The organism is Kroppenstedtia sanguinis, assembly GCF_050433445.1.
Classification (GTDB): Bacteria; Bacillota; Bacilli; order Thermoactinomycetales; family DSM-45169; genus Kroppenstedtia; species Kroppenstedtia sanguinis.
Map to the genome: position 1 here is coordinate 1 of NZ_JBNPXF010000032.1, position 14,651 is coordinate 14,651.

At 47.6% G+C, this 14,651-nt stretch carries 14 protein-coding genes and 1 pseudogene; 8 read left to right on the forward strand and 7 right to left on the reverse strand.

Annotated elements, in window-relative coordinates; genetic code table 11:
- Window positions 1-691 precede the first annotated feature (691 nt).
- Window positions 692-2,020, reverse strand: a complete 1,329-nt coding sequence (locus JOD24_RS14965; RefSeq protein WP_429247248.1) for a right-handed parallel beta-helix repeat-containing protein — start codon at window positions 2,018-2,020, stop codon at window positions 692-694.
- Window positions 2,021-2,176: 156 nt separating this feature from the next.
- Window positions 2,177-2,749: a GNAT family N-acetyltransferase gene (locus tag JOD24_RS14970; protein WP_429247249.1), complete on the reverse strand. Its 573-nt coding sequence runs from the start codon at window positions 2,747-2,749 to the stop codon at window positions 2,177-2,179.
- 159 nt (window positions 2,750-2,908) lie between these two features.
- Between JOD24_RS14970 and JOD24_RS14975 the strand changes: the two genes are divergently transcribed.
- Window positions 2,909-3,571, forward strand: a complete 663-nt coding sequence (locus tag JOD24_RS14975; RefSeq protein ID WP_429247250.1) for an N-acetylmuramoyl-L-alanine amidase family protein — start codon at window positions 2,909-2,911, stop codon at window positions 3,569-3,571.
- A gap of 198 nt (window positions 3,572-3,769) precedes the next feature.
- Here the strand turns inward: JOD24_RS14975 and JOD24_RS14980 are convergent, their stop codons facing one another.
- On the reverse strand, window positions 3,770-3,985 hold the full coding sequence (locus JOD24_RS14980; RefSeq protein ID WP_429247251.1) for a hypothetical protein: 216 nt from the start codon (window positions 3,983-3,985) through the stop codon (window positions 3,770-3,772).
- A gap of 186 nt (window positions 3,986-4,171) precedes the next feature.
- Between JOD24_RS14980 and JOD24_RS14985 the strand changes: the two genes are divergently transcribed.
- From JOD24_RS14985 to JOD24_RS15015, 7 genes are all read left to right on the forward strand, one after another.
- A complete protein-coding gene (locus JOD24_RS14985) occupies window positions 4,172-4,849 on the forward strand; it encodes a response regulator transcription factor (protein ID WP_380145793.1) in 678 nt (225 codons plus the stop codon).
- A complete protein-coding gene (locus JOD24_RS14990; protein ID WP_429247252.1) occupies window positions 4,846-6,669 on the forward strand; it encodes a sensor histidine kinase in 1,824 nt (607 codons plus the stop codon). Before JOD24_RS14985 ends, JOD24_RS14990 begins: the two co-directional genes overlap by 4 nt.
- Window positions 6,670-6,853: 184 nt before the next feature.
- Window positions 6,854-7,498, forward strand: coding sequence for an N-acetylmuramoyl-L-alanine amidase family protein (locus JOD24_RS14995; RefSeq protein ID WP_429247253.1), 645 nt, complete (start codon window positions 6,854-6,856; stop codon window positions 7,496-7,498).
- A 15-nt stretch (window positions 7,499-7,513) separates the two neighbouring features.
- Window positions 7,514-8,191 carry a GDSL-type esterase/lipase family protein gene (locus JOD24_RS15000; protein WP_076525802.1) on the forward strand — a complete coding sequence of 226 codons (678 nt, stop codon included), beginning with the start codon at window positions 7,514-7,516 and terminating at the stop codon, window positions 8,189-8,191.
- A 32-nt stretch (window positions 8,192-8,223) separates the two neighbouring features.
- Window positions 8,224-9,630, forward strand: coding sequence for an MBOAT family O-acyltransferase (locus JOD24_RS15005; protein WP_380164398.1), 1,407 nt, complete (start codon window positions 8,224-8,226; stop codon window positions 9,628-9,630).
- A gap of 14 nt (window positions 9,631-9,644) precedes the next feature.
- The gene (locus JOD24_RS15010; protein WP_076525921.1) at window positions 9,645-10,796 is read left to right on the forward strand and encodes a DHHW family protein; all 1,152 of its coding nucleotides are present in this window, start codon (window positions 9,645-9,647) and stop codon (window positions 10,794-10,796) included.
- Window positions 10,793-11,287, forward strand: coding sequence for a DUF4358 domain-containing protein (locus tag JOD24_RS15015; protein WP_380145799.1), 495 nt, complete (start codon window positions 10,793-10,795; stop codon window positions 11,285-11,287). The genes JOD24_RS15010 and JOD24_RS15015 overlap by 4 nt, the downstream gene beginning before the upstream one ends.
- Window positions 11,288-11,614: 327 nt before the next feature.
- Here JOD24_RS15015 and JOD24_RS15020 read toward each other — a convergent pair.
- The 4 genes and pseudogenes from JOD24_RS15020 to JOD24_RS15030 form a co-directional block, all read right to left on the reverse strand.
- Window positions 11,615-11,889: pseudogene (locus JOD24_RS15020) on the reverse strand (Mpo1-like protein).
- 205 nt (window positions 11,890-12,094) lie between these two features.
- Window positions 12,095-13,888, reverse strand: a complete 1,794-nt coding sequence (locus tag JOD24_RS15025) for a M3 family oligoendopeptidase (RefSeq protein WP_429247254.1) — start codon at window positions 13,886-13,888, stop codon at window positions 12,095-12,097.
- A 149-nt stretch (window positions 13,889-14,037) separates the two neighbouring features.
- Window positions 14,038-14,166, reverse strand: a complete 129-nt coding sequence (locus JOD24_RS16095) for a YuzK family famiily protein (RefSeq protein WP_488168473.1) — start codon at window positions 14,164-14,166, stop codon at window positions 14,038-14,040.
- A gap of 284 nt (window positions 14,167-14,450) precedes the next feature.
- Window positions 14,451-14,567, reverse strand: coding sequence for a sporulation protein YjcZ (locus tag JOD24_RS15030; RefSeq protein WP_429247255.1), 117 nt, complete (start codon window positions 14,565-14,567; stop codon window positions 14,451-14,453).
- Window positions 14,568-14,651: the final 84 nt, after the last annotated feature.

Genomic DNA, 14,651 nt, shown 5'->3' on the forward strand with positions numbered 1-14,651 from the left:
AATTAGGGATGCACCACAGGCACTACAATCTGAAATTAGGGATGCACCACAGGCACTACAATCTGAAATTAGGGATGCACCACAGGCACTACAATTTGAGGATGCCATCCCACTCAGCGGAGAAGTCTGACGAGAGGGCGTTTAGAGTGTGGCAAATCCATTCAAGCGTTAAAGGAAAGGGATGGCATCGGGGGGAGGGTGGTTTCACATGGAGTGACTTTGGCTCGCACGAACTTTGGTGCCGAAATAGGCCCCCACAGCGATCATTGTGTGGAAAATCACAGAAGGGAAAGGATGGAGCCGCCTCACCAACTTGTTCCCACCCCGCTGAAAATAAGATCGATGTTACCTGAAGGGGCATTAACTATGGATTTTCCCTGGGAACAACCCTTCTTTGTGTTACTTCCGTCAGGTTTGGCCCGCCTGCCCGATGGGTGGGTAGAACACAATCTCCCCCCAAAAAAAAGGAGGAATCCACATGCCTACGATCTCAGGCGTGTGGATTCGCCATATTTTAGGTAGGAACTAGGTCGGGATGGTGGGACGGTGAAGAGCCTTCGCGCTCTTGGCAAGAGATCGTAACCGTCTCCATCCCCGTCTCCTCAAGCCATATTTTACGATGGGGGCAATGGGTAGAGCGAAAGGGCTGTTTCATTCCCATCATTCACTTTATAGTTTATCAACAGCTCTGCTACGATCTGTATTCAGATTCCAGATCATTCCCGGTGCTTTTTTGATAGGCGGAAAAATCCCTAAATTCTTCCCCTTCCCAAATCCAAATTCCCTTCTTGCCTTCTTCTTTGTGATAAATATTTCGATTCAAGCGATTCCCTTGGTTGGAATTGGAATCATTCACAAGAAAAATGCGGGAATCACTTGCAGTCAGTCGATTGTGTTCGATCTGGTTGTCTGTGGCATGGTATTGAAATAGTAACTGTCCACCTTCCAATCCCTTAGTATCATTATGATGGATGGTATTATGGGAAATGGTTGAATTTTTGGTTCCGCCGCGTTGATCATCGTAACCCCCAATGGAGATCCCGGTAAAGGCGTTGTCATACACCTCGTTTTCGGTGATACGAATCTCCTCTGCATATTTCCCTTGATGCTCAGAGGTAGCCTCAATGCCTAGATCATTCTGATAGACCTTATTTTTTCGGATAGCAATCTCCCTTCCACCATCTACATAGATCCCCCCGGCGGAATAGTCCTCTCCATAAGAGGGGTTGCCATAGGAAGAGTTGTTATAAACTGTGTTATTCTCCACGATCCCATTTCGCACATAGTCATTTTTTGTAGCGGTTCCTTCATGCCCGATCAGATCAATCCCGATATTATCATTTTCGCGGACAGTATTATTCGCGATGACAAAATCATCGATATTTCCGTTTAAGACTAGGGCTTCACTGAATCCCAGTTTTAACTTCTCGACGGTGTTGTCCAATATTTGAATGTCTTTCATTTCATCCGTCCCATAAACGGCTATTCCATGTGCATTGCCATCTTCTGCTGTGGTTTCAATCCGACGGACATGGTTTCCTTTGATCTGGATGTGGTGACTGGTGCCTGTGACGTAAATCCCCATCACCGTGGCATCCGCCACGGAAGTGGATAAGTCCTCAATGGTAAACCCTTGAATCGTGACGTAGTCTTGGTTCACCACCTGCACCAGAGCCGTTTCTTCTTGTGGCTCTTTTCGATTCTTGCCACTGATCACAGCCTTTTCATCCTTATAATTTTTGAATGTAATCGGCTTCGCCGCAGTGCCACTGTGTTTCACCTGAAGTTCTTCCGGATAGACGCCTTCCCGAACCAGTACAGTGGTTCCGGCAGTCGCCTGTTTGGATGCCTGTTGCAGGGTTCGCAAAGGTTGCGACTGGGTTCCGGGATTCTCGTCATCCCCATCTGGAGAAACATAGATCTCCTTACCAGAGCCATGGGTGACATCATGAGGGTATAATATATAACCCGTCACCAGAATGACCAAGGGAACCAATACCCAAAACATCTTAAGTTTCATGAGGCAGAATCCTTTCCGTCGGATCTTAAATTTTCTTAGAGTTTTTGATTAAGATATCACTCTTGCGTTCCTTCCGCAATTAAGAAGCCATTCCCATGCCCCTCATGAGAATGGCTTCCAAAGGATCAGTAAAATCCGCCCCCTGTGACGGCTTTTTCACAACTCCTGCCTCCTCCCTTCCCACTCTTCGCGGAGGATCCCCATCTTGACCGAATCAACGTACTGTCCCCGGACGATCCTGGCTTTCCGGATTCTTGCCTCTTCCACCATGCCACAGCGGGCCGCAAGACGAATCATGCGCTCGTTCCCAGACCAAGTAGAGATTCCTAGGCGGGCCAGGTCCATATGATGGAAGAGATAATCGATCCACATCTGAAAGGATTCCGTCCCGTAACCTCCGGACCAGTATCGGGAATCGAAGATGACAATCCCGATCTCTAACCAATGGGTAACCTCATCCACCCAGTAGCGATTGACCGTGCCCTTCAATTCCCCGTCAATCTCGATCACCATCTTTCTCCGTGGCAAATCAGTTCCTACACGCTCCAACTCCTGCCTCCACTGGTGGTCAAACTCCTCCCGTACCGGTTTCACCACTGGCCGGTAAGGGCCGTTCCACAGTTGGTGTTCCCGATCCTCTGCTTCATATTTCCAATACCAGAGGCGATCCAGATCCTCCGGCTCCAAGTCTCTCAGCACCACTCGAGGTCCTTGCATAGTAAGCTGCATTCACCATCCCCCTCATCCTCTATTTCAATGGATTCTTCCATAAATCCTATTAATTCCACTATTACAAGCTCTCCAGTTCATGTTGATTTGGGTATCCACTTGATATAACATTCAAAAATATATAGTTGCTCTGTGCTAAACTACAACACAACCAGAGGAGTGATAGAGCTGAAAAGGATCCAACCATCGATCATCATCTTATCAATCTTCACCATTATTGCAATCATTACCTTTTACAACTTCGTCCCCCACAACAAATCGGAGTACAAAATTGTCATCGACCCCGGCCATGGCGGTAAAGATCAGGGTGCGACAGGGGCCAGTGGACATTTTGAGAAGGACTTTACTCTGCAGTTGTCACGTAAAGTGGAAGAACTGTCCCAGGAAGAGCCACGACTACAGGTGGAACTCACTAGAAGAGAGGATCGTTTTATCTCTTCTATCGACCATGCCCGGCCGAAATTGGCCAACGATTTGCATGCGGATCTGTTTATATCCATTCATGGTAATACCTTTGACGACCCGGAGGTTTCCGGCACGGAAACGTATTATTACCACTGGAATTCCCTTGCCTTGGCCAAGATCATGCATAAACATGTGGTGCAAAAGAGTGGTTTTCAGGATCGAGGTGTAAAGAAAGGGAATTATTTTGTGTTGAAGGATACAACCATGCCAGCTGTTTTGCTTGAGATGGGATATCTGACCCATCCCAAAGAAGAGAAAGAAATGCTGACCGAAGAATATCAAAACCGGGTGGCTGTCGCGATTCTGGATGGAATCAAAGAATATCTAAATTTAAATGAAGAGCCAACCCACTCATAGAAAAGGCCTTTCAATATGTCACCTCGCGGATCGGTTTGGCTCTGTGTACAGCACCCCCAAGCAACAGAAAAAGGATCCGATGCCTGAGGGCATCGGATCTCAAATTTTTTATAGTTTTTAATCAAGATATCTCTCTTGCGTTCCTTTCGCAATTAAGAAGCCATTCCCATGCCCCTCATGAGAATGGCTTCCAAAGGATCAGTAAAACCCACCCTCTGTGACGACTTTTTCACAATGTTTGCCATTCATTTGGGGCAGTATGATCAGTTCACTAACAGCTTTTCCGCAATGATAGAGGCTTTTAAAAGACCTTTGTCTATGCTCTGCTTCATATTTCCAATACCAGAGACGATCCAGATCCTCCGGCTCCAAGTCCCTCAGCACCACCCGGGGCCCTTGTAAACGAAGTTTCATATCCCCCCTCATTCCCTGTTTCAATGGATTCTTCCATAAATCCTATACATTCCTTGCCCATGTTATAATAAATAAAGTTATATTTATTGATATTGTCCTCGACATGATAGAATATCCAATAATATGTTGCATTCTCTATACTTTTTAAATACTTAATCCTACTTAAAAACACGGAGAGATCGCCGAATGTCAAAAAAGATACTGGTTGTGGAGGATGAGCAGATTTTACGTGAAATTATAAAGGATTATTTGCTCGATGCAGGCTATGAAGTGTTGGAAGCAGCCGACGGAAGACATGCATTGACACTGTTTCAAGAGCATGAGGTGCATTTAATCATTTTGGATATTATGCTGCCTGAATTGGACGGGTGGTCGGTGTGCAGACGCATTCGCAAGGCGTCGAACACTCCGATCATTATGTTGACAGCACGTTCGGATGAGGATGATACGCTGCTCGGATTTGAGCTCGGTGCAGATGATTATGTTACCAAACCGTACAGTCCCCGGATTTTGCTGGCACGGGCAAAGCGACTTTTGGAGAGTCGGCCTGCTCGGGAACATGAGAACGATACATTATCCAATGGCAGAATTTCGATCCATTTCCCCTCCCGTTCCGTTACAGTTGATGGGGAAAACTGCAATTTAACCCATACGGAGTTTGAAATCCTGGCATGCCTGATGAAAAACAAAGGAATCATCATCACAAGAGAACAACTGATCACGAAAATTTGGGGATATGATTTCGTAGGTGACAATCGAACGGTCAACAGTCATATTCGCAATCTCCGTTCCAAACTGGGAGAGCACGCCAAATCCATCGTCACCGTCGTTCGTTCAGGATACAAATTTGAGGATCAACCATGAAAAGCGGTATTGTACTCAAGCTGTTCATATTGACGTCCGCATTGTGCCTGTTCATTCTTTCGGTCGTTTTTATCGGACAAACCGTGTTCTTCAAAGAGTTTTATGTGCATAAAAAGGTGAAGGATATCCAGGCAGCTCTTCAATCCTATAAAAAGGACTACCTGAAGAATGCGGAAGACCCACAAGCCGTGGTCAATCTTGAACTGGACTTTTATCAAAAGCATCACACCTGGATCACGACCCTCGATGCCATGGGCAACTTGAAACATACCGGCGATTTTAACATGGAGATCCAGGTGGACTCCTCCGATGACAACCACCCCCTTGCCAATCAAAGGCTCACCATCCCGCTGTACAGTATCATGAATGTGGAAGACTTCAATAATGACGATTCGTTTCTCGACACATGGATTCAAGAGGGAGAGCGGATTGCCATGGAAGGTAGAATGATGAAGAACCAGCCAGTAGTACAACGGGTGGGAAGGAATCCAAGCCATCTGAGAGAGGAGGGGCATCTGGAAAATCATCAGATGGTGAACAAAGAATATGAAGTTATTGTCCCCAGGTTTAAAAATGCGACGAAATATGATGAAAAGTATCCTAATTGGCTTGTCAAAGGAACGGTTACAAAGGTGCACGCACCGGAAGGCGTCGGATTTTCACGCTATACAAACCATTTATTTCTGGATCGGGTCAAAGCTTTTCAAGCGGATCTTTTGTACGGAGACGATCGCAAGGCGAATTCGAGTAAAATCATGGATTTTGAAGAAAATCATGTGAAGTACAAAATCTTTGTGGACACCATCAAAGACCGGGACGGAAAGCCCGCTTATGTGTTTGCGATGACATCTCTGCAGCCTGTCAATGAAGCCGCGGGGGTGATGCGGGATTACTATGGATATATTGTGATCGCCACACTGCTGCTCGTACTGTTGGCATCATTTTATTACTCCCGTCGCATTGCCCGGCCGTTACTGCGAATCAACCAAACTACGCAACGAATCACCGGATTGGACTTTTCCGAGAAAATTCCGGTGACGACCCAGGATGAGATCGGGGATCTGTCGCGTAACATCAACGAACTCTCCGATCGGCTTCATACCCATATCACTCGGTTGGAGCAGGATATCGAGAAGGAAAAACAGCTGGAAAACACGCGGAAAGAATTTATATCCGGGGTCTCCCATGAATTGAAAACCCCGTTGAGCGTCATTCAAAGCTGCCTTTCCATTCTGAAGGACGGGGTTGCAAGCCATAAGCGGGAATATTATTTTGCGGCGATGGAAGATGAAGTGAGAAGGATGGACCTGCTGATCGCGGATATGCTGGAATTGGCAAAGTATGAGTCGGGTACGTATCAAATGGACATGGATTCGTTTTCCATCGACACCGTCATTGAGCGGATTTGTGCAAAATTCGCTTGGAAGATTGAAAGCAAATCATTGCAGCTGCACACCCGTCTTGAACCGATCGAAGTGGTGGCCAATCAACGCCGGATTGAACAAGTGATTGTCAATTTTCTCACCAACGCGATTCGCCACACGCCGGAACAAGAATCGATTGCCATTTCCATCGTCGAAGAGCGGGACACGGTCAAAGTATGTATCGAAAATAAAGGAACCCACATTCCCGACGAGCAGTTGGAAAAGATCTGGAATCGTTTCTATCGCGGCGAAGCTTCCCGCCATCGTTCCACTGGAGGAACCGGACTCGGCCTGGCCATCTCCAGGAGGATATTGGAATTGCATGGCGTGCCCTATGGCGTAATCAATACATCTGACGGCGTCATGTTCTATTTCCATCTGAATAAAAAAATTTAGCGTGCAGAACCTCGGTTCTGCTTTTTTTGTTCCGGCAGTTTCAGAATCTGAGCAAGGAGACTCAGGTTTTTTTTATTTGATGTGCACTTCTTCTGCATTTGATCTTGATCTTTGTCTATTATTCTTTTTTGCAGGCAGAGGGAGTTACCCAACAAACTTCAATACAAAGTAGAGGGATAAGAAAATGAAAACGGTCAGACCGCCGATGATCATCATGATCCTGTTGATCTTCACCGCCATTGGGATCGTTGCCTTCTACAACTTCAGCAACTCAAACAGCAAATCGGTGTATAAGGTTGTCATCGATCCCGGCCATGGCGGCAAAGATCACGGTGCGACAGGGGCCAGCGGACAATTTGAGAAGGATTTCACACTGAAATTATCGCGCAAAGTGGAAAAACTGGCGCAGGCAGAGCCGCGACTACAGGTTCATCTCACCAGAACAGATGACCGTTTTATATCTTCTGTCGACCGTGCCAGGCCGAAATTCGCCAACGATTTGGGCGCTGATCTATTTATATCCATTCACGGCAACACCTTTGCCAACCCTGATGTTTCCGGTACGGAAACGTATTATTACCACTGGAATTCCCGTTCCCTGGCCAAGGTCATGCACAAACATGTGGTCCAAGGGAGTGGCTTTCAGAACCGGGGTGTAAAGAAAGAGAATTATTTTGTTTTAAAGGATACGAAAATGCCGGCCGTTTTGATTGAGATGGGATATCTGACCCATCCGAAAGAAGAGAAAGAAATGCTGACAGAGGAATATCAAAACCGGATGGCTGTCTCGATTGTGGATGGAATCAAAGAATACCTGAAATTAGATTAAGGGAGGAACCACCTCATGGCAAAGAAAATCCTTTCAACATTATTCATTGTAGGCACTGTATTCGGTTTGGCAGCATGCGGAAACGCTCCCCACGACGAACTCCCGGAAAATCAGCCCTCTCAAACTCAAGCCACACCTTCAAAGTCGGCCGAAACTTCGTATCGATCGGTCTTTCAACACAGCGTATTTTTGGGGGATTCCATTACGGAGGGGCTATCCTACCACGATCTATTGGATGATGCCAATGTGCAAGCAGGCGCCGGGAAAATCACCGAGGTGGCATTGGATGATGTGAACAAAATCGCAAAGAGAAACCCGAAGCACATCTTTATCCAACTGGGATCCGATGACATTTTATTACCGCCTAAAGTAACCGACAATCCCAAGCAGTATTCACTGGCGTATTATGCCAAATTGATAGACAAAATCGAGGAGAAACTCCCAGGTGCCAACATTACCGTACTGTCTGTGACTCCGGTTACACCCGATGCAGAGAAGAAGGAACCCCGTTACAAAAATATCAGTGATTATAATCAGGGATTGAAAAAGCTGGCCGCTGAGAAAAAAGTGGGCTATGCAGATCTGTCTCCCATCTTTGCAAAACACAAAAATCTGCACGATTCGGATGGGATCCATTTTAAAGAAGAGTTTTATACATTCATGTTGGAGTTGCTGAAAGACCGGGTCAAATAGGTTGCAAATCATCGTATTGGAGGTGACAAGGGTTGGTCTTCAGCAGCTTGATATTTTTGTTCCTCTTCCTGCCAGCAACTCTTTTGATCTATTATATGTCGCCAAAGGGGCTTCGAAATGTCGTCCTGTTCGTTGCAAGCCTAATCTTTTATGCTTGGGGAGAGCCAGTCTATATCCTCATCATGATTTTCACAACCGTATTTGACTATTGCAACGGACTGCTGATTGACCGATACAGACACCGTAAACCGATCGCCCGAGCCGTTTTAATCGGATCCATCATCGGCAGTTTGGGCATTCTCTCCTTTTTCAAGTATGCCGGATTTGTCCTTGACAACATCAATCAGCTCTTCCATCTGCACATACAGGCGGCGGATCTTCCGCTGCCGGTGGGCATCTCCTTTTATACGTTCCAAACGATGTCTTATGTAATCGATGTCTACCGGGGTCAAATACCCGTGCAGCGGAATATCATCCACTTCGGAACCTACGTCACCATGTTTCCGCAGCTGGTTGCAGGTCCGATCATCAAATACGGCGATATTGCGAAACAACTGGTTTCCCGTAAGGTGACGCTTGAGGGGTTTGGCGAAGGGGCGGAATGTTTTATCAGAGGACTTGCAAAAAAGGTGTTGCTCGCCAACAATATCGGGTTGCTGTGGGCGAATGTGAAAGCGACACCCTCGGAGGATTTGTCCATCTTGTCCGCATGGCTGGGGATCATCGCCTTTACCTTTCAAATTTACTTCGATTTCAGCGGGTATTCGGATATGGCGCGCGGGCTCGGCAAGATGTTCGGTTTCGATTTGGTGAAAAACTTCAACTACCCTTATATATCCAAAAGCATTACGGAATTTTGGCGCAGATGGCATATATCATTGGGCTCCTGGTTTCGGGAATATGTCTATATTCCCCTCGGTGGCAATCGGTTGGGCCTATTGAAACAGTTTCGCAATCTGTTGGTGGTCTGGTTTCTGACCGGCTTATGGCACGGGGCGAACTGGAATTTTATCATATGGGGTTTGTATTTTGGTCTCTTCGTTACAGTTGAAAAGCTGTTTCTTCTGAAATGGCTACAACGCAGCCCAACTTTTATGGCACATATCTACACACTCCTGATAGTCATTGTCGGCTGGGTATGGTTCGATTTTGATCATTTGGCTTCCAGCTTGAAGTTCATCGGGGTGATGTTTGGGTACGGTGCGAACGGAATTGCAGATGATCAAGCGTTCTACGCTCTGTCCACCCATCCCGTCTTGTTGATCCTGTTGGCTCTATGTGCAACACCGCTTCCGGGAAAAGTTTTATCCCATGTGAAGGAAAAGTGGGGGGTCGCAGGGGCGATCGCCGTTCCGGCCGTGTGTTTTATATTGATGGTTCTGTCGACGGCTTATTTAGTCGATGATACCTACAACCCGTTCCTGTACTTTCGATTTTAAAGGAGGTGACGACCCTGAACAGGTATGACAAAATAAGCAAAAATATCTTAGGCTTATTGCTGCTGCTGTTCACCGGTTCAATTGCGATCCTGAACCTGTTAGTGCCCGATCGGACGTTCTCGGAATCGGAAAATCGGATGTTGGAGCCACTGCCGCAGATCTCACTGAAATCGCTGACGTCGGGAAAGTTCACCTCCGATTTCGAGAAATACATTTCCGATCAATTGATCTTCAGAGACCTTTGGATCGGAGTGAAAACCGATACGGATCGGATCATGGGAAAAAAAGAAAGCAACGGGATTTACCTGGGCAAAGATGGACATCTCATTCAACAATTTATTCCACCGGAGGATGGGGATTTGGAGAAGAAGGTTGATGCTATTCTTGCCTTTGACCGCGCCACTCCCAATCTCCGTAAATACGTGATGCTTGTGCCAACAGCCACAACCCTGCTCAAGGAACAACTTCCGGCATATGCCCCGGCTGGCGATGAAAAGGCGTATTTGGACCAAATCCGGCAACTGATCCAACAGCGCGGAATCCCTTTTGTCAATGTATATCCCGCGCTGTATACCCAACGGGAACAACCGATTTTTTATAAAACCGATCATCATTGGACCACCCGGGGAGCCTATTTTGCCTATCGGGAGCTGTGCAAGCAAATGGGGATTCCCCCCCAACAGGAGGAAGACTTCAATATCCGGCAAGTCTCCCGTCAATTTTACGGTTCGCTCCATTCGAAGAGTGGATTCAGACAGATCCAGCCGGACAGCATTGAACTGTATTTGCCCAAGGACCCGGAGAAATATACGGTGGAGTATGTCGATGAAGACCAAACCTCGGATTCCTTGTATGAGATGGAACAACTTCATAAAAAGGATCAGTATGCGGTGTTTCTTAACGGCAACCATCCGCTGATCCGAATCACAACAGCCCATCCAGAAAAGAAAAGGCTGCTGGTGGTCAAAGATTCCTATGCCAACAGTTTGATTCCATTCTTGACAAAACACTTCAGCGAGATCGATGTCGTCGACCTTCGATATTACGAGGGAGACTTGACGACGTTTGTGAAAGAACGTGAAATCGATGAGTTACTGCTGCTTTATAATGTCCATACGTTCTCTGAAGACCCATCGATCAAAAACTTATCGGAGGCGATCCAATGAAGCGGTATGGGAAGGATATAAGAACGTTTTTGGCCGTGATGTTCGCACTGGCCGTGGCGATGAGTCTCTTGTCCGGATGCTCCGGTGAGAAAGAGAAGGCAGTCGAAAAACTTTCTGCTGTCGAAGTGGGGAAACGGATTGAACAGGAAGTTAACCTGGATCACATGAAACCAGGGGACATGAGCAAGCTGCAAAAATTGTATCAAATCGATGCCGACAGCATTGAAGATTTCATCCTTTTTACGGCCTCATCCAATGTAAAGGCCGATGAATTGGCCATTATCAAAGTAAAAGATGCCCATCAGATAGAGAGTGTCAAAGAGAAAATATCGCACAGAATCGACGCCCAAACCGTAAAATTCAAGGATTACCGCCCGGAAGAGTTTTTTTTGATCGATAAACACGTTTTAAAGACAAAGGGTCCATTTATTTTTTTCGCAGTCTCCAAAGAGGCCGATCAAATGGAACGTGCTTTTGATTACGCATTCTAGTGCCCCTCAGATAACATTGTGTGGAAAATCACAGAAAGGTAAGGAGGGTGGGGATTTGATTCGCCTTTGTACCCATAGGGCACAAGTCTCGCCAAGGTCACTCCGTTCCCGGTCTCGCTATGCGCTCTTTGCAAGAGATCGGAGCCGCCCCACCCTCCTGCCTCCGCCTTGCTGAAAAACAAGATCAAAGTTTCCTGAAGGGGCACTAGAAGGGTTGTGAAAAAGCTGTCGTTCCCACAGGACACAAGTCTCGTCAGGGTGCTTTCGCCTCCGGTCCGTTTAAAAGTCGCGAAAACCGCGGCTTTTTTAAAAACAGTTTTCCTCTACTCACCGGAGCTCCTCCTCCACCCGTCCGGTCAACATCAATCCAAACATGCGAAAATCGACACGTAAGGACCAAACCGGGTGACCAAAGGTGGCGGGTTTGTTTCCCTCCACGAAAAAATGGCTCTACCAAGCCAGACCGTAAGCAATCACCGGGGCAGCAACCAAAACCACCAACGGACGAAGATCACCAGCACCAAACAGAGGAACACCATGCCTGTCCCCGCAAAGTGCCAACGGCGGGCCCGGGGATTCCTAGGGTCAAAATTCGGCAAAATCTTCCAACATCCATCACCTACATTCTCAGTTTGAACCGGGGGAACCTGCCCAGGTTCATTTTTATTTTTTATGTGTATAGTTCCTTACAACGAGGAAAAGAGAGTGATCACTGCCACCATCCATCAAGATGGTTTTGATCCACCCGGGTTCCCCTACTCCAAAAGAAAAAGGATCCGGCGCCTTCAGGCATCGGATCCGATAGGATCAGGCTTTTTCCGTCAACTTCAGGAACTCGTCGATATCCGCTTTCACCAGATCGACGGCTTCCTGCCAGAAATCCGGCCGGGTGAGATCCACACCCAGATGTTTTTGTGCCAGGTCTTCCACGCTCATCCGTCCGGTATCGCGCAAGAGATCGACATATTTCTCCGCAAAGGCAGGACCCTCTTGCAAAGCACGTCCGTAGAGGCCGGTGCTGAAAAGATAGCCAAAGGTGTAAGGGAAGTTATAGAAGGGCACTCCCGTGATGTAGAAATGCAGCTTGGAAGCCCAAAAATGGGGATGATATTCTTCCAGTCCATCACAGAAAGCTTCCTTTTCTGCCTCCAGCATCAATTCCTTCAGCCGATCTGGAGAGACCAGTCCTTTTTTCCGTTCCTCATAAAAACGGGTCTCAAACAGGAAGCGGGCATGGATATCCATGAAGAAGGCGACCGCCCGCTGAATCTTATCCTCCAGCAAGGTGATCCGGCGCTCTTCGGTGGGAGCCTGGCGGATGGAAGCATCAGAGACGATCGATTCGGCAAAAGTGGAGGCCGTCTCCGCCACATTCATCGCATATTGCTGGGCCATCACCGGCAGGTCTGTCATCACATGCTGATGATAAGCATGCCCCAGTTCGTGGGCCAAGGTGCCGATGTTATCAGCCGTGCCGGAGTAGGTCATAAAAATCCGGGACTGATTGCTCACACCAAAGTTCGTGCAAAAGCCACCAGGCCTTTTTCCTGGGCGATCCTCCGCTTCGATCCAACGGTTGTCAAATGCTCCCTTGGCGAAATCGGCCATCTCCGGATTGAAGCGACGAAAATGTTCCAGGATAAATTCCGCTGCTTCGTCATAGGACACGTGGGACTCCTCCCGGCTGATGGGAGCGGATACATCGTACCAGCTCAGTTTATGTAACCCGAGGAGGGAAGCTTTCCGATCTAAGAAGCGAAGGAGAGGTTGCTTGTTTTGGCTGATCACTTCCCACATCGTGTTCAGTGTCGCTTCCGACATCCGGTTGAGATCCAGGGGTTCTTTGAGGACAGAATCCCAGCCCCGCTGACGGTACAAGTTGAGGCGGAAACCGCCGAGATGATTCAGACTAGCAGCCAGCAATTCCTCCTCTTTCTCCCAGGCTTCCCCCGATCGATGGAACACCTGGCGACGCAGTTCCCGGTTGCTGCTGGTCATTTTGTTGGAAGCCTGACCGACGGAGAGTTCCTGAGTCTTTCCGCCTTCTTCGACGGGAATGATCATGCGACCGACGATAGTGTTGTACAAGTCCCCCCAGGCATCATATCCATCGACGGAGAGATCTCCCGCCAGACTTTCCATCTCCGGAGGCAGTTTTTCCGCCGCCCACCGCCGCCGCTCCTTCAAGAAGAAAGCGATGGGGCTGATTTTGGGACTCTGCAAAAAAGAAGCCCACTCCGAATCGGACATCTGTAAAAAGAGGCGATCGAGGCGGGTCATTGCGGAGTTAAAGGCTGCCCCCACCTGGGAAAGACGGGCACGATAAATCTTAGCCTGTTCATCTTTCGTATTTTGCGAGGTCAGACACTCGATGAAGGAACCCGATTCATCCAAGCGGGCGATCAAATCCTGCAGCGTGTTCAAAATCTCCTCCAGGGAACGAACATCTGTCGCCGAAGTTCCTTCCAATTGGCGAATCCGACGGTGAAATCCGTCTACATCCTCTTCCAAATTCTCCATGAAGCGCTGAAACTCAGGAGAATCACTTCCACCGGGAAAGAATACATCCAAATCCCAGTTCAAACTATATTTTTCTGACATAGACTCACCCTTCTCTTTTTCCATCCCACGGGGTGGTTGATTGATCCGCCTTTATTATATCATCTTTGCATCCCGCTTTTTTGCAAAATGACGAACCGGCAGCTATCCGCCACCGGTTGCCAACTTGTCTATTTATATGGTCCGGACGTCTAAACCTCCACCTCCATCAACCATTGCTTCGCTTTTTGATATTCCTGTTCCCGCTTTTTTTCTACTTCCATCCTTTTATCCAGACTGCGGAAATATTCTGGATAACTCATGTTGTGAGATGCAAACATCGCACGCTCAAGAGTTGCGGAAACTTGGTTCCTTAAAATAAAAACCTCTCCCTTCGTATTTGCGATTTCATCGTATCACGGTTCCCAGACAGCACCAAACTGGCTGAGGCGGTCTCCCCCGCTTTCAGCCGCTTCCGCCCCGGAATGGGGGAAAGGAGATCTCTGATCTGTAGAATTGGAGGTAAAAAGCTCCAGAATCCGACCGGATCCAGAGGGTACCATCCTTACCTTTGCACGACGAAAGAAAACAAAAAAAAGCCCCGGTGACGGGGCTTTTGCTCTGCTTAGTATCCAAAACTGCCAACCAGAGCAAAAATCGTTGCAATCACTAACAGGAAAATCAACAGGCGACCTAAGCCAAATCCGTAACCATAACCGCCGCCATATCCACCATAGCCCACGGATCGTCTCCCCCTTTCTGAAGTGAGTTCTCCGTATCCTATTCCACTTCTCAGAGGAGAGATTGTACGATTGAATCAGGGTAG

Coding starts and splice junctions, on each gene's coding strand:
- JOD24_RS14965 (WP_429247248.1), bottom strand. CDS start 2,020: ATGAAACTTAAGATGTTTTGGGTATTGGTTCCCTTGGTCATTCTGGTG.
- JOD24_RS14970 (WP_429247249.1), bottom strand. CDS start 2,749: ATGCAGCTTACTATGCAAGGACCTCGAGTGGTGCTGAGAGACTTGGAG.
- JOD24_RS14980 (WP_429247251.1), bottom strand. CDS start 3,985: ATGAAACTTCGTTTACAAGGGCCCCGGGTGGTGCTGAGGGACTTGGAG.
- JOD24_RS14985 (WP_380145793.1), top strand. CDS start 4,172: ATGTCAAAAAAGATACTGGTTGTGGAGGATGAGCAGATTTTACGTGAA.
- JOD24_RS14990 (WP_429247252.1), top strand. CDS start 4,846: ATGAAAAGCGGTATTGTACTCAAGCTGTTCATATTGACGTCCGCATTG.
- JOD24_RS14995 (WP_429247253.1), top strand. CDS start 6,854: ATGAAAACGGTCAGACCGCCGATGATCATCATGATCCTGTTGATCTTC.
- JOD24_RS15000 (WP_076525802.1), top strand. CDS start 7,514: ATGGCAAAGAAAATCCTTTCAACATTATTCATTGTAGGCACTGTATTC.
- JOD24_RS15015 (WP_380145799.1), top strand. CDS start 10,793: ATGAAGCGGTATGGGAAGGATATAAGAACGTTTTTGGCCGTGATGTTC.
- JOD24_RS15025 (WP_429247254.1), bottom strand. CDS start 13,888: ATGTCAGAAAAATATAGTTTGAACTGGGATTTGGATGTATTCTTTCCC.
- JOD24_RS16095 (WP_488168473.1), bottom strand. CDS start 14,166: ATGTTTGCATCTCACAACATGAGTTATCCAGAATATTTCCGCAGTCTG.